The sequence below is a fragment of the Streptomyces sp. CB02056 genome (genome assembly GCF_001905545.1).
Classification (GTDB): domain Bacteria; phylum Actinomycetota; class Actinomycetes; order Streptomycetales; family Streptomycetaceae; genus Kitasatospora.
This window is the reverse complement of sequence record NZ_LIPD01000007.1, coordinates 1-21,911: the sequence shown is the minus strand read 5'-3', so window position 1 is coordinate 21,911 and position 21,911 is coordinate 1. Positions and strand designations below refer to the sequence as shown.

Annotated in this window: 26 protein-coding genes and 2 pseudogenes; 12 read left to right on the top strand and 16 right to left on the bottom strand. The window is 72.9% G+C overall.

Features of this window, described 5'->3' with window-relative positions:
• Window positions 1–50 precede the first annotated feature (50 nt).
• The 3 genes from AMK13_RS19220 to AMK13_RS19210 form a co-directional block, all read right to left on the bottom strand.
• Entirely contained in the window at window positions 51–1,532 is a 1,482-nt protein-coding gene (locus AMK13_RS19220; protein WP_074003351.1) for a flavin-containing monooxygenase, read from the bottom strand.
• 260 nt (window positions 1,533–1,792) lie between these two features.
• Entirely contained in the window at window positions 1,793–2,212 is a 420-nt protein-coding gene (locus AMK13_RS19215; protein ID WP_074003350.1) for a RidA family protein, read from the bottom strand.
• 44 nt (window positions 2,213–2,256) lie between these two features.
• Window positions 2,257–2,763, bottom strand: a complete 507-nt coding sequence (locus AMK13_RS19210) for a cupin domain-containing protein (protein WP_074003349.1) — start codon at window positions 2,761–2,763, stop codon at window positions 2,257–2,259.
• 85 nt (window positions 2,764–2,848) lie between these two features.
• On the opposite strand from AMK13_RS19210, the gene AMK13_RS19205 reads away from it, so the two are divergent.
• On the top strand, window positions 2,849–3,352 hold the full coding sequence (locus AMK13_RS19205) for a MarR family winged helix-turn-helix transcriptional regulator (RefSeq protein WP_074003348.1): 504 nt from the start codon (window positions 2,849–2,851) through the stop codon (window positions 3,350–3,352).
• A 397-nt stretch (window positions 3,353–3,749) separates the two neighbouring features.
• Here AMK13_RS19205 and AMK13_RS19200 read toward each other — a convergent pair whose 3' ends face one another.
• A complete protein-coding gene (locus tag AMK13_RS19200) occupies window positions 3,750–4,064 on the bottom strand; it encodes a DUF6980 family protein (protein WP_074003347.1) in 315 nt (104 codons plus the stop codon).
• A 206-nt stretch (window positions 4,065–4,270) separates the two neighbouring features.
• Between AMK13_RS19200 and AMK13_RS46430 the strand changes: the two are divergent.
• Window positions 4,271–4,531, top strand: a pseudogene (locus AMK13_RS46430) (hypothetical protein); the annotation flags it as partial.
• 219 nt (window positions 4,532–4,750) lie between these two features.
• On the opposite strand, the gene AMK13_RS19190 reads toward AMK13_RS46430, so the two are convergent.
• From AMK13_RS19190 to AMK13_RS19165, 6 genes are all read right to left on the bottom strand, one after another.
• Window positions 4,751–5,296 carry an EF-hand domain-containing protein gene (locus AMK13_RS19190; protein WP_074003346.1) on the bottom strand — a complete coding sequence of 182 codons (546 nt, stop codon included), beginning with the start codon at window positions 5,294–5,296 and terminating at the stop codon, window positions 4,751–4,753.
• Window positions 5,297–5,439: 143 nt separating this feature from the next.
• Window positions 5,440–5,961: a pyridoxamine 5'-phosphate oxidase family protein gene (locus tag AMK13_RS19185; RefSeq protein WP_198959389.1), complete on the bottom strand. Its 522-nt coding sequence runs from the start codon at window positions 5,959–5,961 to the stop codon at window positions 5,440–5,442.
• Entirely contained in the window at window positions 5,958–6,326 is a 369-nt protein-coding gene (locus AMK13_RS19180; protein WP_074003345.1) for a hypothetical protein, read from the bottom strand. The genes AMK13_RS19185 and AMK13_RS19180 overlap by 4 nt, the downstream gene beginning before the upstream one ends.
• 29 nt (window positions 6,327–6,355) lie before the next feature.
• Window positions 6,356–7,561, bottom strand: a complete 1,206-nt coding sequence (locus tag AMK13_RS19175) for a GNAT family N-acetyltransferase (RefSeq protein WP_074003344.1) — start codon at window positions 7,559–7,561, stop codon at window positions 6,356–6,358.
• Window positions 7,562–7,606: 45 nt separating this feature from the next.
• Window positions 7,607–8,344 carry a class I SAM-dependent methyltransferase gene (locus AMK13_RS19170; RefSeq protein WP_074003343.1) on the bottom strand — a complete coding sequence of 246 codons (738 nt, stop codon included), beginning with the start codon at window positions 8,342–8,344 and terminating at the stop codon, window positions 7,607–7,609.
• Between the two features lie 78 nt (window positions 8,345–8,422).
• Window positions 8,423–9,385, bottom strand: a complete 963-nt coding sequence (locus AMK13_RS19165) for a hypothetical protein (protein WP_241852950.1) — start codon at window positions 9,383–9,385, stop codon at window positions 8,423–8,425.
• 304 nt (window positions 9,386–9,689) lie between these two features.
• Between AMK13_RS19165 and AMK13_RS19160 the strand changes: the two genes are divergently transcribed.
• Window positions 9,690–10,220, top strand: coding sequence for a hypothetical protein (locus AMK13_RS19160; RefSeq protein WP_074003342.1), 531 nt, complete (start codon window positions 9,690–9,692; stop codon window positions 10,218–10,220).
• On the opposite strand, the pseudogene AMK13_RS41965 reads toward AMK13_RS19160, so the two are convergent.
• Together AMK13_RS41965 and AMK13_RS19155 are read right to left on the bottom strand one after the other, a co-directional pair.
• A pseudogene (locus tag AMK13_RS41965) lies at window positions 10,216–10,305 on the bottom strand (IS5/IS1182 family transposase); the annotation flags it as partial. The gene AMK13_RS19160 and the pseudogene AMK13_RS41965 sit on opposite strands and share 5 nt — an antisense overlap.
• 167 nt (window positions 10,306–10,472) lie before the next feature.
• Window positions 10,473–11,498 (bottom strand): ArsR/SmtB family transcription factor, encoded by a 1,026-nt coding sequence (locus tag AMK13_RS19155; protein WP_074003341.1) that lies wholly within the window; start codon window positions 11,496–11,498, stop codon window positions 10,473–10,475.
• A 100-nt stretch (window positions 11,499–11,598) separates the two neighbouring features.
• Between AMK13_RS19155 and AMK13_RS19150 the strand changes: the two genes are divergently transcribed.
• Both AMK13_RS19150 and AMK13_RS19145 read left to right on the top strand, forming a co-directional pair.
• Window positions 11,599–12,891: an MFS transporter gene (locus tag AMK13_RS19150; RefSeq protein ID WP_079272291.1), complete on the top strand. Its 1,293-nt coding sequence runs from the start codon at window positions 11,599–11,601 to the stop codon at window positions 12,889–12,891.
• Between the two features lie 142 nt (window positions 12,892–13,033).
• Window positions 13,034–13,261, top strand: a complete 228-nt coding sequence (locus AMK13_RS19145; RefSeq protein ID WP_074003340.1) for a hypothetical protein — start codon at window positions 13,034–13,036, stop codon at window positions 13,259–13,261.
• Window positions 13,262–13,322: 61 nt separating this feature from the next.
• Here AMK13_RS19145 and AMK13_RS43555 read toward each other — a convergent pair whose 3' ends face one another.
• Entirely contained in the window at window positions 13,323–13,493 is a 171-nt protein-coding gene (locus AMK13_RS43555; protein ID WP_158077724.1) for a hypothetical protein, read from the bottom strand.
• A 353-nt stretch (window positions 13,494–13,846) separates the two neighbouring features.
• Complete coding sequence (tsaD, locus tag AMK13_RS19140) at window positions 13,847–14,914, bottom strand: tRNA (adenosine(37)-N6)-threonylcarbamoyltransferase complex transferase subunit TsaD (RefSeq protein WP_074003339.1); 1,068 nt, start codon at window positions 14,912–14,914, stop codon at window positions 13,847–13,849.
• A 106-nt stretch (window positions 14,915–15,020) separates the two neighbouring features.
• Between tsaD and AMK13_RS19135 the strand changes: the two genes are divergently transcribed.
• Window positions 15,021–15,236 carry a hypothetical protein gene (locus AMK13_RS19135; protein WP_143204573.1) on the top strand — a complete coding sequence of 72 codons (216 nt, stop codon included), beginning with the start codon at window positions 15,021–15,023 and terminating at the stop codon, window positions 15,234–15,236.
• On the opposite strand, the gene AMK13_RS42920 is transcribed toward AMK13_RS19135, so the two are convergent.
• Window positions 15,224–15,850, bottom strand: a complete 627-nt coding sequence (locus AMK13_RS42920) for a hypothetical protein (protein WP_143204572.1) — start codon at window positions 15,848–15,850, stop codon at window positions 15,224–15,226. The genes AMK13_RS19135 and AMK13_RS42920 overlap by 13 nt on opposite strands.
• A 99-nt stretch (window positions 15,851–15,949) precedes the next feature.
• Here AMK13_RS42920 and AMK13_RS19130 point away from each other — a divergent pair, with 99 nt between their 5' ends.
• The 4 genes from AMK13_RS19130 to AMK13_RS19115 are packed head-to-tail and all read left to right on the top strand — an operon-like array spanning window position 15,950 to window position 18,745.
• Entirely contained in the window at window positions 15,950–16,264 is a 315-nt protein-coding gene (locus tag AMK13_RS19130; RefSeq protein WP_074003337.1) for a type VII secretion target, read from the top strand.
• On the top strand, window positions 16,261–17,856 hold the full coding sequence (locus AMK13_RS19125) for a hypothetical protein (RefSeq protein ID WP_074003336.1): 1,596 nt from the start codon (window positions 16,261–16,263) through the stop codon (window positions 17,854–17,856). The genes AMK13_RS19130 and AMK13_RS19125 overlap by 4 nt, the downstream gene beginning before the upstream one ends.
• Window positions 17,853–18,242 (top strand): hypothetical protein, encoded by a 390-nt coding sequence (locus AMK13_RS19120; protein WP_074003335.1) that lies wholly within the window; start codon window positions 17,853–17,855, stop codon window positions 18,240–18,242. Before AMK13_RS19125 ends, AMK13_RS19120 begins: the two co-directional genes overlap by 4 nt.
• On the top strand, window positions 18,242–18,745 hold the full coding sequence (locus AMK13_RS19115; protein ID WP_074003334.1) for a hypothetical protein: 504 nt from the start codon (window positions 18,242–18,244) through the stop codon (window positions 18,743–18,745). Before AMK13_RS19120 ends, AMK13_RS19115 begins: the two co-directional genes overlap by 1 nt.
• 705 nt (window positions 18,746–19,450) lie before the next feature.
• On the opposite strand, the gene AMK13_RS44115 is transcribed toward AMK13_RS19115, so the two are convergent.
• On the bottom strand, window positions 19,451–20,560 hold the full coding sequence (locus tag AMK13_RS44115) for a helix-turn-helix domain-containing protein (protein ID WP_074003333.1): 1,110 nt from the start codon (window positions 20,558–20,560) through the stop codon (window positions 19,451–19,453).
• 274 nt (window positions 20,561–20,834) lie between these two features.
• Between AMK13_RS44115 and AMK13_RS19105 the strand changes: the two genes are divergently transcribed.
• Together AMK13_RS19105 and AMK13_RS19100 are read left to right on the top strand one after the other, a co-directional pair.
• On the top strand, window positions 20,835–21,407 hold the full coding sequence (locus AMK13_RS19105; protein WP_074003332.1) for a CHAP domain-containing protein: 573 nt from the start codon (window positions 20,835–20,837) through the stop codon (window positions 21,405–21,407).
• A gap of 89 nt (window positions 21,408–21,496) precedes the next feature.
• Entirely contained in the window at window positions 21,497–21,895 is a 399-nt protein-coding gene (locus tag AMK13_RS19100; RefSeq protein ID WP_074003331.1) for a peptidase inhibitor family I36 protein, read from the top strand.
• Window positions 21,896–21,911 lie beyond the last annotated feature (16 nt).

The window sequence follows — 21,911 nt, the reverse complement described above, 5'->3', positions numbered from 1 at the left end:
GCCGACGCTAGCGTCCGACCGGGCCCGCGGCCGGTCGACACGGGGCGGCGTCACGGACCGGTAAGACGCGCACTCCCGGGCCCGCCGAAGGCGAGGACGCCGTCCTCGATCGGGTCGGACAGCAGGACCTTCCGGTCGTGGTGGTAGTCCATCACCATCCGCCAGGGGAACTCGCGCCCCTGGCGCGGCATGACGTCCTTCGCCCGCCGGATGTAGCCCGAGGTCAGCTCGTCGACCACGCCCTCGGCGGTCGCGTTGGCCGCGTGGTCGACGGGCACGGCGACGGTGCGGCCGGTGGCGTCCAGGTGCCTGAGCAGGCGCACCAGGTAGGCGGCGGCGAGGTCGACCTTCAGGGTCCACGAGGCGTTGGTGTAGCCGAAGACCCAGGTCAGGTTGGGGATGCCCTCGAGCATGACGCTCTTGTAGGTGCAGACGTCGTGCAGGTCGCGCGGTTCGCCGTCGACGCTGATCGTGGCGCCGCCGAAGGCCTGGAGGTTCAGGCCGGTGGCGGTGACGACGACGTCCGCGGCGAGTTCCCGGCCGGAGGCGAGCCTGATGCCGGTGGGGGTGAAGGTCTCGACGGTGTCGGTCACGACGTCGGCGCGGCCCTCCCGGAGCACCCGGAAGAGGTCGCCGTCGGGGACGGCGCACAGCCGCTCGTCCCACGGGTCGTAGGCCGGGCTGAAGTGGGTCATGTCGATGCGCGGGCCGACCGCCCGGCGCACCCCGGCCAGCAGCATCCTGCGCGTCGCGCGGGGGAAGCGCCGGGCGGTCCGGAAGAGGGCGCGCTGCAGGCCGATGTTGCGTCGGCGGGTCATCCTGGCGACCAGCGGACCGGGCAGGAACCGCTGCTGCCAGGCGGTGATCCGGTCGACCGAGGGCACCGAGAAGACGTACGAGGGCGAGCGCTGGAGCATCGTCACATGGGCCGCCCGGTCGGCCAGCGCCGGGACGAGCGTGACGGCGGTCGCGCCGCTGCCGATCACGACGACCCGCTTCCCGGTGTGGTCGAAGTCCCGCGGCCAGTGCTGCGGGTGGATCCGCACGCCCTCGAACCGCTCGGCGCCGGGGAACTCGGGCAGGTGGCCCCGGTCGTAGTCGTAGTAGCCGGTGCAGGTGACGAGGAAGGAGCAGACCCAGGTCTCCCGCTCGCCGGTCGCCTCCCGCAGCGCGGTCACCGTCCACCGCTGGTGCTCGCTCGACCAGTCGGCGGCCAGCACCCGCAGTCCGTGGTGGATCGCCTTGTCGACGCCGTACTCGCGGGCGGTGGCGGTCACGTAGTCGCGGATCGACTCGCCGTCGGCGAGCACCCTGGTCCCGTTCCAGGGGCGGAACCGGTAGCCGAAGGAGAACATGTCGGAGTCCGAGCGGACGCCCGGGTAGCGGAACAGGTCCCAGGTGCCGCCGATGCCGGGGCGGCGTTCCAGGATCGCGAAGTCACGGCCGGGGAGCTCCCGGCGCAGGCGGCAGGCGACGCCGATGCCGGCGACTCCGGCGCCGATGACGAGGACGTCGGTGCGGTGTGTGGTCATGGGTCCACTGTCGTGGTTCGCGGGGCGGCCGTATCGTCTTTTCCCGACAAGCTTTCGGCATTGTGCGACAGGGGCGGGCGACCGGCAGTCCCATCCGGGCCACCTCGGTCCGTCGCCGGCTCCGCGACCTGCGCGCAGGACGGTTCCACCGGCGGCGGCCCGGGCCGTGTGGGCGGTCCGTGTCGGCTCGAACGCGATGGTACGGCGGGCGGTACGGCGAGGGGTCCCACTGGCGGGTGGGACCCCTGCGGGTGGGTGGGTCAGCCCGTTGCCTCCGTCGTCGGTCGGACGGCGATCGCGTCGATCTCGAAGAGCATCCCGGGCAGGGCGAGCGAGGCGACTCCGCTGAGTGTCTGTGCGGGCAGGCGGTCGCCCCAGGCGCCGGCGAGGGCTTTGCCGAGGACGGCGAGCTTCTGCGGGTCGTGGTCGACGATGTACGAGCCGAGTCGGACCACGTGCTCGAAGCCGAGGCCGACTCCGGCGAGTGCGGTGCGCAGGTTGGCGAGGGCGAGTTCCACCTGGGCGGTGAAGTCGCCGGGTACGACCTGGCCGTGGGCGTCGGAGGCGTACTGGCCGCCGATGAACACCGGTTCGCCGGGTGCGGAGGCGGCGTGGCTGTAGCCGAACGGCGTGGGGTCGTGCAGGCCGGGCGGGTTGGTGATGGTGCGGGTGTCGGTCACGGGTTTCCTCTCCTGGTGTCGGGCCGGGCTCGTTGCCGGGCGGTCTACGGCTCGGACCGGGCGGCTTCCTCCCGGACGTCGCGCCAACTCGGCGACTCCAGGAAGTGGTTGTCGAAGAGGTCCTGCTTGGCGAGCAGTTCCTCGACCGTCGCCTCGCCCGCGCGGATCCGCTCCAGCAGGCGGAAGTAGTCGAAGCGCTCCACGCCGGGGGTGATCACGATCAGCAGGTCCGCCCCGGAGTCCGGCGCGGCCGCGAAGGCGTGCGGCAGGTGGGGCGGTACCACCACGAGGTCGCCGCTGCGGGCGGTGACGACGTCGTTCCCGACCAGCACCTGGGCCGAGCCGTCGACGACGAAGAACAGCTCCGAGGAGCCCCCGTGGTAGTGCGGGGTGGCGCCGTCCTTGCCGCGCCCCAGCGTGACGCGCAGGGTGCTCAGGGCGCCGCCGGTGGCGCTGGAGTCCGCCAGCAGCCGCCCCGTGCCGCCGAGCATCGAGACGGTCTCGGCTTCGTCGCCCCGCACGACCACGGCTTCCGGTCCGATCAACGTCATTGGTCTCTCCCCACGGTGAGCACTCCGATAGTTCCTCAGCTGATAGTACTACGTCTAACTATCTCCCATCGAATAACATTCCCCCATGGATCACGTGGACGTCATGCTCGACCAGTGGAGCCGGGAGCGCCCGGACCTCGACCTGGCGGCGGTCGGCACCGTCGGCCGCCTCGGTCGTTTCGCGCTGCTCGCCGGCCGGGTCGTCGAAGAGGTGTTCAAGCAACACGGCCTCCAGCGCGGCGAGTTCGACGTTCTCGCCACCCTGCGCCGCTCCGGCGCGCCGTACGAACTGATGCCCTCCGAACTTGCCGCGCTGCTGCTGATGTCGCGGGCCGGCATGACCAGCCGGATCGACCGGCTGGAATCGGCGGGCCTGGTGGAACGCCGCACCGACCCGGCGGACCGGCGCAGCGTCCGCATCGCCCTCACCGCGGCCGGACGCGCCCTCGTGGACGCCGCCTTCACCGACCACGCGGCCAACGAGACCGCGCTGCTCTCCGCCCTCTCGGGCGAGGAACGGGCCACCCTGGACGGGCTCCTGCGCAAACTGCTCGCCGACGTCGAGGGCACGGAGACCCCGGCACCCTGACAGCCCCGCCCGACGCCCCCACCCGACGCCCCCACCCGAGGTCCAGCCACCCGCGACCGCTCCGGGACGCCGTCGGCCGCCGTACAAGAGGAACGCGTACGGCGGCCGACACCCGGTGTGGTGTGCCGTCCGTGACGACTGCCGCACCCTGACGTACTCCGCCTCCGACGCGGCCGCGGCCGTCGGTCAGGCGGCGATCGGGTCGCCCAGTGGGCGCGTCCCGTCCGGGATCCTCCCGCCGCGCATTCACCGGCGCGGCGGGCCCGACCGTGGTGCCGGCGCCCAGCGTCGAGCCCGGCGGCACGATGCTGCGCGGGCCGGTGGTGGCGCCCGCCCGCACCCGCAAGGCCTGGCTCCTCCGACCAGGGCGTGTCTCAGAAGTGGACCAACAGCCGCTTCACTCCTGACGAAGCGAAGCGAGCCAGCTCGCGTCCTGGAACTCGGCCGGGAGCTGGTCTTCCCATGGATCGATCCCGCGACGCTCCAGTTCGTCGAACCAGCGATCCCGCTGGGACTCGGGGAGGCGCTGTCCACACCACGGGCAAAAGTCGATCCTGATGATCGATGCACCACCGTCGTGGATGATCAACCCGTAGTCCTGGAACTTGGTGCTGAAGCGAATCAGCGCGTCCGGGCAGGCGAAGGGGTCGTCGTGCTGGTCGCAGTGCCAGTTCACCTGGCCCGTCATCGCCTCGCAGCAGTGGTCGGTCATAGCCTTGGCTCCTCATCGATCAGCAGGACGATCGGAAGTAGATCACGGCCTGAGATGATCTTCGGATGGGGCGGGGAGATCTGACGAACGCGCAGTGGGCGAGGCTGGCGGCGATGTTGCCGGCAAGCAAGAAGCCAGGACGGCCTCCGGTCTGGTCAAGCGGCAGCTGATCGACGGCATACGGTGGGGGCGGTACGGGTGCGCCGTGGCGGGACGTGCCCGCCCGGTACGGCGAGTGGGGGACGGTCTACGGGCTCTTCCGCCGATGGCAGCGCGACGGCACGGGGACCCGAATCCTCACCGGTCCCCGCGGACCGGGTCCGCAGCCGGAGGAAGCTCGGTTCTCACGGCGGTCGGCCACCCACGTTCTGCACGACCGACTACCGCGGGCGCCGCGCGGTGTCCCGGAGTCGGGTGCCCGTCAGGCCCGGAGGACCGCCTTCCCCCGGATCGCAGCGTCCGACTGATCGTCATCTCCCGTGCCTTAACGTCGACTTTCCCCTTCCTTGCGTGAGAACGGGGCGGGGATCCTGCTGTGCGGCAGGCTCCCCGCCCCGCTACGGAGGGTCGGGCTTCGGCTGGCGGCTACCCCCTGCGGCGGCGCCGCGTCCTGGGCCCGGAGACCCTGTGCCACGGGTAGCGGCGCGGGACCGGATCCGGTGAAACCGATCCAGCCGATCCAGCCGTCAGCCGATCGGTCCGAGGAGGAAGTTGCCCGGCGCGGCGGGGTCGTCGCTGAGGTAGAACTCGATGATCGCCTCGCGGAACTCGTCGAGGCTGATCACCCCGTTCCCGTCCCGGTCCAGCCGTGGGAACGCCTGCTCGGAGTGCACGCGGGGCACGCCCAGCTGCTCGTACATGTGGACGTACTCCTCCTTGCTGAGGACGCCGTCGCCGTTGGTGTCGTAGGCGTTCAGCAGGGCGTCCGCGATCGCCAGCACCGTGCCCTCGAAGTGCGCGGGCGTGGTCACGTCGGCCTTCATGACGGCGAGGAACTCCTGGCGCGAGACCTGTCCGTCGCCGTCGGTGTCCCCGTGCTCCAGCAGGAGGTCCCACCAGCGCGCGAAGGCGTCGTGCAGCGCCCGGATGGTGGCCTGGTCGTCCCTGGTCGCGGTCCGGGCGAACACGTCGGCGGTGCCGCGCAGGTCCTCCTGGGACAGCTGTCCGTCCCCGTTCAGGTCGAACCAGTCGAACAGGGTGTTGAACTTCTTGCTCTTCACGGCCGACGTCATGTGGTCCTCGATTCCCTGGCCGCGCGGGCGGCGTGTGGCGGCATGCGGCGAACGGTAGAAGGGGCGCTCCGGGGGACGCCCCCGCAACGCGGGGAAGCCACCGTCGCGGGTGACGGCGGGAGGGCGGCGGTGCGCCAGGTGGCTCAGCCCGGCCCGGTGAGGGCGTGGAGGGGGACCTCGACGCGCTGGTCGTGCTTGTCGACGAGCCAGCGGTCGATGTCCAACAGCCACCAGCGGTCGACCTCGACAGTGTAGAAGCGGCGGGGGCCCGAACCCCGGAAGTCGGATGCGGGCAGGAGCCATTCGCTCCGCACGGCGGGGTCGGGGAAGTTCAACTCGTAGTAGAGCCGGTGGTGTTCCGCCACGCCCTGGTCGTCGGTTGCGCGGCAGGTGCCGGTGAACTGGGCCCCGTCCAGGCCGAGTCCGGGCAGGCCGGTCAGGTAGAGCGAGCCCGCGACGCGGGGGTGGCAGCCGATGTTGCGGGAGTGCAGGGCGGTGCGCAGCGAGTAGTAGAGCAGTCGCAAGGGGGCGCCGGGAGCGCGCAGCGGCACGAAGTTGACGGTGGAGGCCCACGGTTCGGTGCCGTCGGTGGTGGCCAGGGTCATGAACCGGGCGTGGGTGAGCAGGTGCCCGCTGCGGCGCAGGAGTTCGTCGGTGCCGGTCACGGGGTGCGTCCCGGTGCGGGGGTGCGGTCGAAGCCGAGGGGGACCGGGGGGTCGCTGAGCAGGGTGGCGTCCAGCAGGGTCCACCAGCGGGTCTGTTCGGTGCGGCGGTGTTCCCAGTCCGGGTCGCGGCCGCGGTCGGCGACCTGGCGGCGGTAGCGGCCCCAGCCGGCTTCGTCGGCGAAGCTGACGGTGTGTTCGATGGTGTGGACGTGGGCGCCGACGGTGCGTACCGCCCACCGGGTGCGCAGGACGGTGTCGAGTCCGTCGTAGTACCAGGACTCGCGGGCGCGGACCCACTCCCAGAAGGCGTGCGGGTCCGTCTCCGCGTCCGGCGTGGGCTGGATCAGGTAGACCAGGTGCAGCACGGCGGGTCTCCTTCCGATGTCGGCGGCGGTCAGCCGGAGGCGGGAGCGTCGGGGCCGTCCTGGGCCCAGTCGTTCCACTCGGGTGCCAGGGCCCAGGGGCGGGCGGCGCACCGGCCGGTCCAGAGCCGGGCGGTGTGGGCGTTGTGCCGGGCCGCCGTCCGCCGGTCGCAGAACCGCCCGTGCAGGGGCAGGACGACGGCGGCGAGCGGGGAGAGCACGGCGCCCTGCCGGATCTTGATCTGCCAGGCGGAGACGGCCAGGCGGTAGCGGTGGAAGCCGCCGGCGGCCGCGTAGTCGACGGGGGCCTGGTAGCAGAGCACGAAGTACTCGCTCCGGGGCTGGGCGGCGCGGTAGTCGAAGCCGAAGTAGCGGCCGTAGAGCCGGTCGTGGTGGGTGTAGCAGACGTTCACGGCGACGGGGCGGCCGTCGCGGACGGCGAAGCAGCCGACGGCCCGGTCCAGCACGCCCGTCGTGGCCTGGGCGGCGAAGGAGCGGAGCATCCAGGCGGGGTCGCTGGTTCCACCGTGCCGGGCACGGGTCTGCGTCACCAGGGCCGCGGCCTGCCGGGCGACGTCCCCGTGGGCCAGGGGCCGCCATTCCACGGTCGTGCCGCCGCGCTCGCAGGCGCGGCGTTCGGCCCGGCGGTGGGTACGGTCGGGCTGGCTCATCCGCGCCGACTGCTCGGCGTAGCCGCCGGCCGGGACGGCGACGTTGGCGTCCGCGTCGTGCAGCAGGGCGACGGCCCGGGGGTGGATCCGGGTGAGCTCCCGGGCGTCGCCGGCGGCCAGGTAGGGCAGGACCACGCCGTCGAGGCCGCGGTCGCGGGCCAGCCGCAGCGCCCCTTCCAGCAGGACTTCCAGGGCGCGGTCGCGGTCCTCGCCGCGGGTGCGGACCAGTTCGTTGTAGGTCGAGCGCCGGGCTCCCAGCCACAGCCATCGCGCGGACCGGGCGGCCGCCAGGTCCGGGAACAGCGTGGGCAGGTGGAACAGCCCGGGTTCGTCGTTCTCGCCGGGCCAGACGGACAGGGCGCCCAGCAGCCGGCCGCCGGAGGCGGCGGTGAGCGCGCCGGTGTCGCCGTGGGCGAGTTCGAGCGCGCGCACCCAGGCGCTGCTGTTGTAGAAGTTGTCCGGGCCGATCAGCCGGTCCCACCGCGCGGGGTCGACCGCCGCGGGGGACGGGGGGAATCCTGCCTCGATCGGGCCGGGGCGGCGGTGGTCCCGTGGTGTGGTCGCCATGGTGGTGTCTCTGGGATCGGGCTCCGGGGGTCGGGTTCTCCGGGATCAGGTCCTGGTGCAGCTGATGATCGCCGCGTGGGGGCAGGCGAGGTACGGCCGCCAGAAGTCCTCGCCGTGGCGGGCGGTTCCTTCCCCTGAGACCCGGAAGGCGGGCCAGGAGATCGAGGCGAAGCCCGTCTCGCGCAGGGCCCGTTCCAGGGTGGCCCGGCTCCAGTACCGTGCGGTGATCCGTTCGTCGTAGCGGCCGAAGCACAGTTCCAGCGTCACCCGCGAGGCGTCGTGGCGCGACTCGGTCTCCACCAGGCGCAGGCCGTAGCGCTCGTAGTAGGTGCGCTCGCCGTGGAAGTCCGGGTTCACCGGCAGGGTGACGAACCGGCCGCCCGGGCGCAGGGTCCGTGATGCCAAGGCGCACAGGGAGAGCAGTGCTCCGTAGTCCTCCGCGTACGGCAGGACGTACACGGCCAGGCACGCGTCGAAGGCGCCGTCCTCGACGAGGTCGCGGCGCTCGGTGTACTCGATGCCCAGCGGCTCGGCGCGTTCGGCCCGCCGCGCGACGTCGAGCATGCCGCCGGAGACGTCGTACCCGACCACCCGCGCCGCGCCGCGTCGCTTGAGCTCCCGGCTGTACAGGCCCGTACCGCACCCGATGTCCAGGACGCTGCGGCCGGTGACCGTGCCCAGTGCGGCGAACACGCTGAACGACTCCAGGTGTCGGCGCCAGGGCAGGAGGAACATCTCCTCGTACATGTCACCGAGGGTGTCGAACCGGTCCGCTCCGCCCATGCCTCCGATTGTCCGCCCGATCTCCGGGGCGTGCCCGGCCCGCTACCGCCGCGGGTCCCGAGACCGCCGCCGGCCGGGCTACCGCCCGCTCCCGGCCGTCGCCCGCCCGCGCAGGGAGACCCCGAAGCGGGTCCGGAGCCGGTGCACCTCCCACCACGCCACCGCGGTCACCGTCGCGGGCCCGCCGACCACGGCGGCCAGCCGGACGGCCGGCGGGCCGGGCGGCAGGCCGCCGAACACCAGCCCGATCAGGGCGAGTTCCCAGACCAGGACGCCGGTCAGGACGGGCGGGAACACCGGGTGCACCCGGTCCATGGTGAAGGCCGTGCGAACCACCGTCGGCGAGGCGAAGGCCACGAACATCAGCACCCAGATCGGCAACGCCAGGACCAGCAGGTTGAACAGCGGCCCGAGGAACAGCCCCTGGACCGACCCCTGCGCCTGACCGGCGAGCCACAGCAGCACCGGCACCGCCGCGCACGCGCCCAGGTACTGCGAAGCCATCAGGACCGCCGGCCGCACCTGGGCCCGCATGGCCGGGCGCGCGGCCGGCCCGGCGAGCCGGAACAGCACCCCGACCACCACGGGCGCGGTCACCAGCACCAGCAACGGGGTGACCGTCAGCCGGGTCTCGAACTGGTCGTCGAGCTGGTCCCAGTCGTCCGCCGTCCCGTACACGAGCAGCACCACGAGCGCCGCCCCGAGCGCCAGCCACCCCCGTATCCGCTGCACCCGCAGCACCACCTCGTCGGTGATCCCCCGGGGCCCGGGCACGATGAACACCCGTCGTGCCAGCCGCCGCGCCGACCTGGCCATCGGATAGAGCGTCAGGAAGACCAGGAACGGCCACAGGCAGAACAGCAGCGGCACCAGGGCCCACCACCTGGCCACCCGCCGCGCGGGCGCCAGCAACTCCCGCAGGGTGGGCCACTCCTCGCCCCGGAACCGCTGCCACAGCGGGACTCCGGCCGGTCGCGGCCACTGGCGGGGATCCCGCGGGTAGGGGCTCCGTGGGAACGAGCCCTGATCTCCGTACGTCACGCCGAGTTCCTCACGCCTCTCCGTGTCACTGCCGACACTCCGTCAACCCGTCAGCGCCGCACCCTACTGCCCTGCTCCCGTGCTTCGTCCACCCCCTGCCCACCACCCGTCCGGCCGACGGCCGTTCTCGGTTCGCGCTCGGACCAGGCCGGTCACGCGGCCTCGGGGCAGCAGGCGGACTGATCATCGGATCCGACGGCGGCTGGCAACTCCGCTACGACCCCGCCACCCGCAAACTGCGCCTGGCCCGGCTGCCCACCGGACAGCAACTGCGCGCCCTGGCCGAAGCCCTGCGCGAGGCACCGTGACCACCACCCGGACGGCCGCTGAACTGTTCCTGCTCCTCGCCGTCACCCGGCAGGCCTCCCTCACCCTCGCCGACTGCCGCACCATCGCCCGCCGCTACCCCGGGGGCCGCGCCTACTGCCCGGGCCGCGGCTGGACCGCGCCCGCCGAACTCGCCGTCCGACGCCGCCTCGCCCTGAACGTGCTCACCGGCGGCGTCCTGATCGACAACCTCGCCTACAACGCCGTCCAAGCCGCCGCCGGAAACCGCGACTTCCCCGCCTGGCCCAGCCTCGGCGCACTCAGCGCCATGCTCACCCGGCCGTCCCTGCGCCGCCTCTGTCGCGCCGCCGCCCTCGCGACCGCCACCACCGAAGTCACCCTCGGCCTCGCCGCCCTCGGCCTCCTCCCGGCCCCCGCCGCACTGACCCTCGCCGTCCTCGTCCACGGTGCCTTCCTCCTGATCAGCCCCCGGCGCATCGTCCCCTTCTCCATGGCCTCCCTCGGCCTGCTCCTCCTCGCCACCACCCACCCACTGCTGCCGACTTGAGGCGTCGGGTGGTGGGGCGGCCGTCCCGGCGGTAGCGGTTCGTCGAGCGTCGGACGAGCCTGCGGAGTGTGACGGGAGTGGCGGTGGGGCCGCCGCGCAGCGGCCCCATCCTTCCGCCATGGCGCCATGGCGGCGGTCTCCGGCTGATGGGTTGTGGGCTCTCGACAAGGTCCTGGGCGGGCAACGGCGTCCGACCCGTGACGGCCGAGACCCTGGTGGGTCGTCCCGCGCACCGGACGCTCCTGCCGGTCCTCAACGAGGGGAACTCCGGGGCGAAGGCGGCGCTTGCGCACCGTCACGCCGTCCGTCCGCCGCGGCGAGCAGGACCTCCGCCGCCTCGGTGCGCACGTACAGGACGTACCGGCCGCTGCGGTGGGCGTCGACCAGGCCGGCGGCGCGCAGGGCGGTCAGGTGCTGGGAGACCCCGCCGGGCGTGATCCCGGTGCGGCGGGCCAGCTCGGTCGTCGAGGCGGGCGTGTCGAGGTCGGCCAGCAGCCGGGCCCTGGAGCGGCCGACGACCGCTGCCAGGGCCTGCGGGACGGTGACCTGCCGTTCCCAGAGCGCGGCCACCCCGCGCGGCGGATAGCGCAGGGTGGGCTGCCAGTTCGGGCTGACGACGGAGAAGACGCGGGGCCAGACGAACACCGACGGCACGAGGAGGAGGCCGCGCCCGCCGAGCCGCCGGCTGCCGTGGACGTAGTGGTGCCCGACGCGCAGGGTGTCGTCGTCCCAGGTCACGACGGATCCCAGGTCGCCCAGCAGTCGGTCCGCCCCGTGCTCGGCGAACAGCCTGGCACGGTGCAGCACGTCCCCCTCCAGCAGCGAGCGCATGCGGGGCCAGTACGGCGCAAGCGCGATCTCCCAGTACGACGCGATGAGGTCGGCGAGTTCGGCGAGGCCGCGGCGCGGATCGCCGCGCAGCCGGTCGACGCGCTCGGAACGCGGCGCGCGCGGAGCGCCGAGGCCCGACCGGACCTGCTCGGCGGGCGTGGCACGCAGGACGGCCAACTCGCTTTCCAGATCGGCGGCCGGGCCCGCCGGCGGCGGCGCGAGGAAGATCGGGATCGACCCGGGCGGATCCGGGACCAGATCGGCGAGCAGACGCCAGTCCAGCCCCGAGGCGGCCAGCCGGCGTCCGGCCTCGCCGCTCCACGGGCGGTGCAGCGGGTGCTCGGCCGGATGCTTCAGCACTCTGACGCTGGCCACCACTTCCCACAGCGGCGACAGGGTGAACCTGGTGCGGGCCAAGTCGCGGACGGAGAACGCCAGATCCAGCACGATGCCCCCTCGACGGCGGAGGACCCAGCGGCCGGTGGCCCGGGATTCAGTACAGCCTAAATTCCTCGCCCGCCGGCCGGTGCGGCGGGAACCTCGGCTCATGACCAGCACCGATCTTCCCCAGCGGCCGGACACGGCCGCGCCCACCCCCGATCCGTTTCCTTCGGTCCTGCGGGACCCGGGCTTTCGCCTGCTCGTCGGCGCCGCCGCGGTGAGCAAGCTCGGCACCGCGGTGAGTGCCCTCGCGATACCGCTGACCGCCGTCCTGGCCCTGCACAGCTCGCCCGGACAGGTCGGCCTGCTGGCGACGCTGAGCACCCTCGCCTTCCTGCTGATCGGCCTGCCGACCGGGGCCTGGGTGGACCGGATCCGCAAGCGGCCGGTGATGATCGCCGCCGACCTGGCCCGGGCCGCCCTCCTCGGGTCGGTGCCGGCCGCCTGGGCGCTCGACTGCCTGACGATCCAACAGCTCTACCTGGTGGTGCTGTTGACGGGCGTGGCCACGGTCTTCTTCGACGTGGCCACGCTGACCCAACTGCCCGACCTGGTCGGGCGCCACCGGCTCACCCAGGCCAACGCCCACCTGGTGACGGTGGACGCCCTCGCCCAGATCGGCGGGCGCAGCGCGGGCGGATTCCTCACGGCCCTGCTCTCCGCCCCGGCGGCGATCGTGGTCGACGCGGTCGGCTACCTGTGGTCGGCGCTCCTCCTGCTGCGCATCCGCCGGCCGGAGCCGCGTCCGCAGCACCGGCCCGACACGGGGCTCGGCCGCGAGATACGCGAGGGACTGCGCTTCGTGCTCGGTGACCCGATCCTGCGGGCCGTCGCGCTCGCCGGAGCACTGACGAACCTGTCCGTCCAGCTGTGCCAGACCATGGTGCCGGTGTTGTTCGCCCGGGAGCTCGGCCTCTCCGGCAGTGTCATCGGCCTGTTCTTCGCCGTCGGCGGTCTCGGCGTGCTCATCGGTTCGATGTCGGCCCGCTGGTCGGCCCGCCGGTTCGGCGCCGGGCGGCTGCTGTGGTCGGTGGGCCTGGCCGTCGCACCGTTCGGCGCCCTGCTGGCCCTGGCCGCCCGAGGACCGGCCCTCTGGCTCGCCACCGGAGCCTGGCTGATCACCACGTACAAGATCGGTGTCGACAACGTGATCCAGGTCAGCTTCCGGCAGAGCGTCACCCCCGACCACCTGCTCGGCCGGATGAACGCCACCATGCGCGTCCTGTTGACGGGCTCACTCGCGATCGGCGCGGCCCTGGCCGGCCTGCTGGGCGAACTCGCCTCCGTCCGAACCGCGTTGTGGGCCGGGGCCGCCGGACTCGCCACGGTCTGGATACCGATCTTCTTCTCGCCGCTGCGCACCCGGCGCGAACTGCCGGGCACCGGCGCTCCGCGATGAACCGGCAGCCGGGCGATCGCTCCCGCGCCGTCATCACTCCGGCAGCGGGCGCGGGCGGGTAGGCCGGCACCGGAGCGGGAACCGCCTCCGTCCACAGACGGCCGGCGACGGTGACCGGCCCGCGCCCGGGAAGGGGAGCAGCATGCCGAAGGACCGTGCACCACGCGCCAAGGTCCGCCTCATCGCCTCGGAGGACACCGACCCACAGGTCCACGTGCCCCCGGGGCAGACGTACGAGACCGTCACGGCCACGATCGTCGACTCGCAGCTCAGCGACATCGCGGAGGAGACCTCCAGCGGGAGAACCCTCAGCCCAGCGCGGCTGTGCGGCAGCCGCTCGACCTGCGTGGCCATCCTGGAAACCGAGTAGACGGCATGACCGCCCCTCTCGCCACCTCCCGGTACACCCTGCGAGTGCCGTTGACCGAGGGCTACGCCCTCTTCAACACCAGTACCGGCAGCGTCATGAAGTTCGACGGACCGCAGGCCGAGGAGGCCACGGCGCTGCTGAGCGGGAACCGCCGGCTGGTCGCCCCGGACTCCGCGCTGGAGGAGACGGCCAGGAGCATGCTTCCGCCGCAGGCCCGGGACACCCAGGACATCGTGGGCGGATTCCCGCACCCGAAGACGTCCGTGTGCGGGGCCCTCGCGGAGGGCTCGGCCGTCGTCGGGGCCGACGGGCTGGAATACCGCTGCGGTCTTCAGGTGGGCGAGCAGCACCGTGCCGTAGGCCGGTTGAGGGCGCTCCCCACGGCGACGCTCCCGTCGGCGGTGCGGGCCTCCGCTGCTCGCGTCTCGCCCGGGCGGCTCGGGGTGCGGACGGTGGCGCTCCCCACGTCGCCGTCGCCGGACGGGCCGGGAACCGGGTGGCCAGGAGGCGCCGAGGGGTGTGCGGCGGGGCCGCCGGGCCCTGCGGGTCCTCACGCGGCCCGGACCCCTGAAGCGTCGCGGGTCGTCACGCGGCCCGGACCGCCGCGAGGGGGGAGAGTGCCGCGTACTCCAGGGGTGCGGAGGGGTCGATCGAGAGGTTCATCGGGGACGGGGCCGCGCCCGAGCGGACCAGGAGGTCGCCGATGGCCGCGATCATCGCGCCGTTGTCGGTGCACAGCCGCAGTGGCGGCACCCGCAGGGTGATCCCGGCGGCGGCGCAGCGCTGTTCGGTCAGCGCGCGGATGCGGGAGTTGGCGGCGACGCCGCCGACCACGACGAGGGTGCCGATCCCGTGGTCGGTGCAGGCCCGGACGGCCTTGCGGGTGAGGGTGTCCGCGATGGCCTCCTGGAGAGCCGCGGCCGCGTCCGGGACGTGCGGCTCGCCGCCGGCGGCCCGTTGGGCCTCGACCCAGCGGGCGGCGGCGGTCTTGAGGCCGGAGAAGGAGAAGGCGTACGGGGGATCGTTGGGCCCGCTGAGCGGGCGGGGCAGGCGCACCGCGTTCGGGTCGCCCTCGCGGGCGGCGCGGTCGATGGCGGGCCCGCCGGGGTAGGGCAGGCCGAGGATCCGGGCGACCTTGTCGAAGCACTCGCCGGCGGCGTCGTCCAGGGTGTCGCCGAGGTGGACGATCGGGTCGCGGGCGAGGTCGCGCACCAGCAGCAGGGAGGTGTGCCCGCCGGAGACGATCAGGACGACGCACGGGTTCGGCAGCGGCTCGCCCTCCAGGGCGGCCGCCGCGACGTGCCCGGCGAGGTGGTGGACGCCGTAGAGGGGCACGCCGAGCGAGAAGGCGTAGCTCTTGGCCGCCGCGACCCCGACCTGGAGCGGACCGGAGAGGCCCGGCCCGGCGGTGACCGCGACGGCGCCGACGTCGGCGAGGGTGAGCCCGGCCCGGTCGAGGGCCTCGCGGACCACGGGCGCCATCGCGTGGACGTGGGCGCGGGCGGCGATCTCCGGCACGACCCCGCCGTACCGGGCGTGCTCGTCCATGCTCGACGCGACCGCCTGCCCGAGCAGGACCCCGTCCCGGACGAGACCGGCACCGGTCTCGTCGCACGAGGACTCGATCCCCAGCACCACTGGCGAGGTCGGCATCGCACCCACTCCTTATTGCTCCTCGATATGCAACTGCAATTATTGTGCAATAAGGCACGGGAAGGGGGTCCGGCGGGGTCCGGCTTCCCGGACGGTGCGGCCCGCGGTGCTGGGGGCGGGCCGGAACAGCCAGCTCTCGGTCTGCTGGACGATGCCGATGCCGGTGAAGCAGTGGACGGTGAAGTCCGGGTTCGGTGCGGAGACGGGTGCCGGCACCGGATCGTCGGTGACGGCCGCGGTGGCGGCTGCCGGAAGGAGGACGGTTGCGGCGGCGAACGGCAGCGGCGGCGACGGCCTGATCGGCGGGACCTACCTGGCGTAATGAGCGGCACTCCATCGGATGCACCATCCTGATGGCGCTGCGCACGACGCGGGGCCGGGCAGTCCTTCGGCCCCGCGCACTGCCCGGGTTCTACTGCTGCGTGTTGAGTGGGTCCAGCAGCACCGGGCCTCGCGTCGCAGGTGTTCGAGCGGCTGAGTCAGTGCGGCCCCATGGTGGTTGACCGCCTCGGCGAGCGCTGCGATCTGACCACCGACCGGGCTGGTGCCCCCCGAAGCCGTCTTCAGCACCTTCGCAGCCTGGCCCGAGGTTATCGGCTTGCCGGTGGTGATGAAGGCCCGCAGCTCTTGGGCGGCGGAGAGGGCCCACCGCGGACCGTCGGCGGCAGTTGCCGGTGCCAACTTGGGGAGAGGAGCCGGCCGGCGCCGGCTGCGGTCGTAGACGTGCAGCTCCGGACCAGCCTGCTTGCAGAGACGTTCCGCTGTTGCCCGGGTCGCGTCCGGCACCGTGTCGACTGCTGCGAGCAGGTGCACATCCGCGCCGAGCTTGCGACTCAGGGCGACGTCGCGCTCGAGTCGCGCGTCCGTGAACTGCAACGCCGAGGTCATGACTTCGCCTGCGAGGACCTGTTCGTCCCAGATCCCGAAGATGTCCACCTCCTCCGGGGTCCGACGCTTCTCCCGCAGCGTCTATGCTCGTCGACCGTGCTCGTTCGATTACGGCGGGCCATGGAGCTTCTTGGGGGAGAGCAGCCGATGTCCGACTCGGTGGGGTACACCGTCCAACCCGACGCGCTGGACCACGTGACCACGGGACTCAACAACGTCGCAACCGACCTGGCCTCGGCCAACCAGGCCTACACCGCTCAGAAGCCCTACCAGTCCGCCGACTTCGGTGAGTTCGGTGTGGACCGGGCGTGGGCGGGCTTCGACACCAACTGGAGCCAGGAACTGCACGTCACCCAGCGCGCCGTGGGGCAACTGGTCCAGAAGATGTCGGCCACCAGCGCCAACTACCGCGCCGCGGAAACGACGGCCGCCGCATCGCTGACCCCGGCGCAGACCCGATGAGCAAGGTCGCGGACCTGCAGAAGGCACAGCAGTCCATCACGCACCCCGGTTCCGGCTTCTTCATCGGCGCCGCGATTCTCGGCGCGATCGGCAAGGCCCTGGCCGTGGCCGGGCCGGCCGGGAACCCGGGCGTGATACGCGAGCGGGCCAAGGCGTACGCGGAAACCGCCAAGGCCTATGCCAAGGCGTCCACCGACCTCGGGGACGCCGCCGACAACCGGCTGCCGAACGCCTGGACCGGCTCGGTCGCCGAGAACGCCGCCCAGTCGATCCGGGCGCTGGCGAACGAACTGACCGTCTCCCAGAAGTCCTTGGAGCAGGCCGCCACCGCGCTGAACGCCTGGGCGGACAACCTGGAAGGCGCCCAGAGCACCGACGCGCAGGGCGTGACCGCCCTGGAGAACGTGCAGAAGTCACTCGCCCACGACGCCTTCGACATGAGCAAGGCCGTCGCCGCCATCGAACCGGCCAACACCGCGGTGGGAACGAGGATCTTGGCCGCCCAGCGGGCGGAGAGCAGCGGCACTCGCGCCGCGAGCATGCTCAACCAGCTCGCCGCCAAGGCCCGGACCGAGCGCGCCGGACAGGGGCCGATCGATCCTCTCGCGGCGCTGGTGCTGGCGAACGAGAAGGGCCCCGGAGGTGAGGCGGACGGCGACTACATCCTGACGGCCGGCCAGCTCGACCGCGCCGAGCAGTTCATGTCCGTGATGAACGGCGCCGACCAGCTCGCGTTCCAGAAGCTGCTGTCCGGCGCGAAGTCACCGGAGGAGGCCGCCTACCTCTGGAAGGCCCTGGCGGCCGGCCACTCGGTGGCCGACGTCCAGCAGTTCGACGCGCTGATCCACCCCCACGGCGACGACCCGCGCTGGCTGTCCGAGCACCTGGTTCCGGCGCTCGGTTCGGACGCCCTGCAGGGGGAGTCCACCACCCACGCGACCGGGCTGACCTACAAGGGCGCCGAGATCCTCGACGGCTACGACGTCTACAGCCAGCGCGACGTCAACGACTGCGTCGCCGCCTCCACGGTGGTCGCGAGCCTCAAGCTCGACCCGGTGACGATGCTCCAGCTCACCACCGGCAACATGACCGACGTCCCGGGGGCCGACTCGCCCGAGTACTTCAAGCAGCGCCTCCAGCAGCTCTTCATCGGCCAGTACCAGCAGGGCCAGCTGGCCGACGGCGGCCAGAAGATCTACCCGCAGAACAACGGCGGGATCGGCCCGAAGGGCAACACCTTCCTCGCCAACCAGAACCTCGGGAAGGGCACGGGCTCGACCTACGAGTACGTCAACCTGGACACAGACGATGACCGGCGCGCGGCCGTCACCCGGATCGAGAAGGCCCTGGACGAGGGCACGCCGGTGCCGTTCTGCGCCTTCGACGAGGCCAGCGCCGCGAAGGGCGAGAACGGCAACTACCACCAGATGGTGATCGTGGCCCGGGACGGCGACCGGCTGCAGGTCTACAACCCCTGGGGCCAGTCGGTGTGGGTGACCGAGGACCAGTTCATCCACAACCACCTGAACGACGGCGGCCTCACCGGCACGACGAACATCAACCGGCCCTACGGAGCGGAGCTGCCGAAATGACCGACATCCTCCCGGACACCGAACTGATGACCGGCTACGACGTCGAGGCCGCCATCACCCGCGGCCTGCTGATCGACGGAGTCCCGCGCCGGGTGTTCTTCGGCGAGGCGGCGATCGCCGCCTCCTACCAGGCCGAGGCCCTGCACATGGGCCCGCACCCGCTGGGCGTCCTGGCCCAGTACGTCCGCGCCGGCGGCTTCGCCGGTGCGCTCGACCTGCCCGAGCCGGTGATCGGCCGGGAACCGGGCGAGCTGGTCCGCGGCTGGCTGCGTGCGGCCGCGGCCGGCGGGGCCGACCTCGGGCGCGAGGTCCTGTTCGCCCGCTGGCTGGCCGAGGTCGCGCTCCTGATCACCATGCGGCGCCGGGTCCGGGAAGAGGGCAGCTGATGCGCCGAACCGTCATCACCAGCGTGGCGGCGCTCCTGGTCGGCGCCCTGCTGCTCGTCTCCCACCTCGCCGGCTGGTGGTCCGACTCCGGCCCGGCCGGCACCACGGTCGCCTCCACCCCCCGACCGGAGGTGGAGGTGCCCCTCCCCGAGAAGGCGTCGAACGCCACCTCTCCGTATCCGACCAGCACGGTGACCCTGACGGTCGGACAGCGGCTCGGCGTCAGAACGACCGGGGGCGCCCTGCAGAAGAAGTGGTACCTCTACTCGGCGGGCGACGGCAGCGTGCTGCGGCCCGGCAAGGACTTCGTCATCAGCCCCTGCCCCACGGACCCGCCGATGGCGGGCTGCGGCTCCGAGTTCGACCTGACCTTCAGCGCATTGTCGCCCGGAACCACCACACTGACGTGGTTGTTCGGGGAGGGGAGTTGCGATGCCGGCGTACCGAAGTACAAGGGGGACCGGTGCGACATCTCCAAGAGCATCCAGGTCACCGTCCGCTGACCATCACACGGAACCTCGACGGCCCCGGCCGCCCCGCCCAGCACCTGTCTCCCCGAACCGGGAAGGCGGGAGCTGATGCGGTGCGCCCTCGCCGCTGCGACAGGTGATCCTGGCCGCCGTCGGCGAGCGGCTCGGCGTGCCCGCCGGGCCGGAGAGCGTCACGGCCGTGACGCGGGAACCCGTCGTGGCGAGCGATGGTGTCCTGCTCCGGCGTCGGCCGGACGCCATCACCGTCTCGGGGAACCGCGGCAGCGTGGCGCCCACACGGTCCCAGGTCTCCCTGGTCCGGCGGGCGCCGGACACCCGCGCGAGATCGGGCGTGACGCCGGAACCCGCGAGCCATCGTCCGGCCCGGGAGGCCTCTTCCCGCCCCTGCCCGTCGAGACGCCGTTCCTTGTCGACCGTCGACTCCCGCCCGGCTTGCGCATGACGGATCAGGACGATCCTCCGGCCGGTACCCGCGATCACGTCGCCTCCTCTTGTCCGCCGGCCGTGGTACGGCCCGGCGGAATCGCTTGATCCTTTGCATTCGAACACTACCCAGCACGGGTTTCGGCGCCCACGTCCGTCGGAGCCGCTGCCGGTTGGGCGACGGCCATGTCGGCCTGCTCGCAGCCGTCCGGATAGAAGGGAGGGCTACCAGCGCGTTCGCAGACGTGACCACCACGTCGGCGAACTCCTCGAACGGTGGCACGGGCGAGGGGCTCAGCACGGGACGTCGCCGACGCAGCGCCAGAGGGTTTCGCGGTCCGGGTAGACGTTGGCGCGCGGTGAGAACAGGTGGCCGGTCCACTGCCGGCCGTCTCCGGCGGCGGCGAAGACCTCCGCCTGGTAGGCGAGCGGTGTGCCGCGGCGGGGGGTCACGCACTCCTCGGGGTCGCTGGTGAAGGTGGCGCCCGGTGCGATGGTGGTGTGCACGACGGAGCGTCCGGGGTCGCAGGAGTGCTGGATGCCCGACCAGGAGCCGGCCACCTTCGTGGTCACCTCGACCGGTGTGTCGGTCGGATTGTCGATCCGGACCGCGAACAGGACCTGACGGGGCTGCACCATCGCACAGGCGCGAAGCCGGGTGCCGGACGGCCCGGGCTTCGGGGCCGAGCAGCGGCTGTCCCCGCCGAGCGCGCCGACCTCCACCTCGTGGGCGAATCCCTCGGCCAGGTCGGCGGGGGTCGCCGTCGGCTCCCGTCCCGCCGCGCTGCCGGACGGTGCGACCACCGATGCGGTGTCGGCGGTCGCGTCGTCGGACCCCCTCGCCCAGACCGCCGCGCCGAGCACGGCCGCGAGGGCCAGGACCCCGAGTGCCGCACCCCACCGGTGCGGCCGGCGCCAACGCGCCGCCCGCCCGGTGACTGACGGTTCGCCGGTGGGCTCGGGGCGCGCCGGAACCGGTACGGCCGTGGGCGTGGGCGTGGGCGTGGGCGTGGGCGTGGGCGTGGGCGTGGGCGTGGTGGCGGCGCGGCACGCCGCGCGGCGGTCGCGCAGCTCGTGGTCCGCCGCCTGCTTCGCCTGCCGGTGCCAGTGCTGCCAGCGGTCCAGTTCCGCCGGGTCGGTGCGGAAGATCCGGGCGAGTTCGGCGAGGACGGCGGGGTCGGGCAGTTCGGTGCGGTCGGGGTCGAGGTAGCGGCTGATCGACGAGGTGCTCAGCCCCCGGACGGTGGAGGCGTCGAGCCGGGCCCGCAGTCGGGCCACCACCCGGTCCAGAGACAGGCCGCACTCCGTGAGTCCGTCGTTCAGCGCGCGGACGAGCAGGGTCCGGGGGCGGTCCGTTCCCCCTGCCGGGTGCCCCGGGGTCTCGTCCGGCGGTTGGTCATGCATGCGGTGTTGTCCCATCGCTGTCCCAGCGTCCGTCGTTTCCGCAGGTCGGAGCAGTGGGACGGGAAGCGGGAGAGCGCTGGGACGCCGCCCCGGCCGGAGGACCTGGTGACGTCCGGCGCCGGTCCGCAGGATGGATCCCGCGACACCGCACCGACTCGCCGACTCCCGCCGCGCCACCACCTCTCGGCCCTGGCATGCCCCGGCATGCCCGCCGACTGTAGGCGAACCGACCGGGCGGCGGTCAGGGTCCGTTCACCCCAATGGAGGAGCTCTCATGAAGCTGTCCCGGCGCACCGCCGCCGCCGTTACGCTGACCGCCCTCACCCTGCTGCCGCTCGGCGCCGCCACGGCGCCGGCCTCGGCGGCCGCCACCGTCCGGGACCGGATCGTCTCGGTGGCCCGCGGGGAGATCACCCCCGCGGGCACCTCGCCGGAGAAGACCGGCTCCTGCGACAGGTACTTCGCCTACCACCGGGGCTCCGGCTCCTGCGCGAAGACCCCGTGGTGCGCGGCGTTCGCCGAGTGGACGTGGCACCGGGCCGGGATCGACGGGACGGTCGACGACCTGGCCGCGCGTGGCATCGGCAAGTGGGGCAAGCAGAAGGGGCTGTTCCACCAGCGGGGCACGTACACCCCGAAGCCGGGCGACCTGGTGATCTACGGGGAGCCGGACGGCGGCACTCCCGGCCACGTCGGCGTGGTCGCCGCCGTCCACGCGAACGGAACCCTCGACACCGTCGACGGCAACCTCGGCGACAAGGTCGCCCTCCGTACCCACCTCGACCCGTCGACGGTGATCACCAACCACCAGCACGTCTCCGGCTACGTAAGCCCGCCCGGGGCCTGAGCCTCGCCCGGAGCCCGAGCCCGCCCGGAGTCCGGGCCCCGCCCGGCCTGGCGCACACCGTACAACCCCCACCGGAAGGACAGACCGTCATGGAACGCACCCGTAGGCACCTCGGCCTCATCGCCTCCCTCGCCGCAGCCGCGGCCGCTCTGCTCGCCGTCCCGCAGCCCGCCCACGCCGCCCTCGACCCGTGGTCGTGCGTGGAGGGGCGGGTCTGCGTCTACAGCGGCCCCGACGGGACGGGCAGCGTCTGCGCCTGGCCCTACGACGACCCGGACTGGCAGTCCGGTGACCGCTGCAGCTGGTCCGCCACCACCAAGGTCCACTCGGTGTACAACCACGGCGGCTCCGGCAGGCCGGTGGCGTTCTACCCCGGCGCGAACTACACGGGCCAGCGGGTGGTGTGCACGGCGGCGGGCGCGAGGGGCAACTTCTCGCAGAACGGCGGCACCGGCGTCCACCTCCGCTCCCACCGCTGGTCCTGCTAGGGCCTGTGTGATGTTG

What these genes read in the sequence shown, in the direction of transcription:
- AMK13_RS19220 (WP_074003351.1), bottom strand. Translation starts at nt 1,532, where the DNA reads ATGACCACACACCGCACCGACGTCCTCGTCATCGGCGCCGGAGTCGCC.
- AMK13_RS19210 (WP_074003349.1), bottom strand. Translation starts at nt 2,763, where the DNA reads ATGACGTTGATCGGACCGGAAGCCGTGGTCGTGCGGGGCGACGAAGCC.
- AMK13_RS19205 (WP_074003348.1), top strand. Translation starts at nt 2,849, where the DNA reads ATGGATCACGTGGACGTCATGCTCGACCAGTGGAGCCGGGAGCGCCCG.
- AMK13_RS19200 (WP_074003347.1), bottom strand. Translation starts at nt 4,064, where the DNA reads ATGACCGACCACTGCTGCGAGGCGATGACGGGCCAGGTGAACTGGCAC.
- AMK13_RS19190 (WP_074003346.1), bottom strand. Translation starts at nt 5,296, where the DNA reads ATGACGTCGGCCGTGAAGAGCAAGAAGTTCAACACCCTGTTCGACTGG.
- AMK13_RS19175 (WP_074003344.1), bottom strand. Translation starts at nt 7,561, where the DNA reads ATGGCGACCACACCACGGGACCACCGCCGCCCCGGCCCGATCGAGGCA.
- AMK13_RS19170 (WP_074003343.1), bottom strand. Translation starts at nt 8,344, where the DNA reads ATGGGCGGAGCGGACCGGTTCGACACCCTCGGTGACATGTACGAGGAG.
- AMK13_RS19150 (WP_079272291.1), top strand. Translation starts at nt 11,599, where the DNA reads ATGACCAGCACCGATCTTCCCCAGCGGCCGGACACGGCCGCGCCCACC.
- AMK13_RS19145 (WP_074003340.1), top strand. Translation starts at nt 13,034, where the DNA reads ATGCCGAAGGACCGTGCACCACGCGCCAAGGTCCGCCTCATCGCCTCG.
- AMK13_RS43555 (WP_158077724.1), bottom strand. Translation starts at nt 13,493, where the DNA reads ATGTCCTGGGTGTCCCGGGCCTGCGGCGGAAGCATGCTCCTGGCCGTC.
- tsaD (WP_074003339.1), bottom strand. Translation starts at nt 14,914, where the DNA reads ATGCCGACCTCGCCAGTGGTGCTGGGGATCGAGTCCTCGTGCGACGAG.
- AMK13_RS19130 (WP_074003337.1), top strand. Translation starts at nt 15,950, where the DNA reads ATGTCCGACTCGGTGGGGTACACCGTCCAACCCGACGCGCTGGACCAC.
- AMK13_RS19125 (WP_074003336.1), top strand. Translation starts at nt 16,261, where the DNA reads ATGAGCAAGGTCGCGGACCTGCAGAAGGCACAGCAGTCCATCACGCAC.
- AMK13_RS19120 (WP_074003335.1), top strand. Translation starts at nt 17,853, where the DNA reads ATGACCGACATCCTCCCGGACACCGAACTGATGACCGGCTACGACGTC.
- AMK13_RS19115 (WP_074003334.1), top strand. Translation starts at nt 18,242, where the DNA reads ATGCGCCGAACCGTCATCACCAGCGTGGCGGCGCTCCTGGTCGGCGCC.
- AMK13_RS44115 (WP_074003333.1), bottom strand. Translation starts at nt 20,560, where the DNA reads ATGCATGACCAACCGCCGGACGAGACCCCGGGGCACCCGGCAGGGGGA.
- AMK13_RS19105 (WP_074003332.1), top strand. Translation starts at nt 20,835, where the DNA reads ATGAAGCTGTCCCGGCGCACCGCCGCCGCCGTTACGCTGACCGCCCTC.
- AMK13_RS19100 (WP_074003331.1), top strand. Translation starts at nt 21,497, where the DNA reads ATGGAACGCACCCGTAGGCACCTCGGCCTCATCGCCTCCCTCGCCGCA.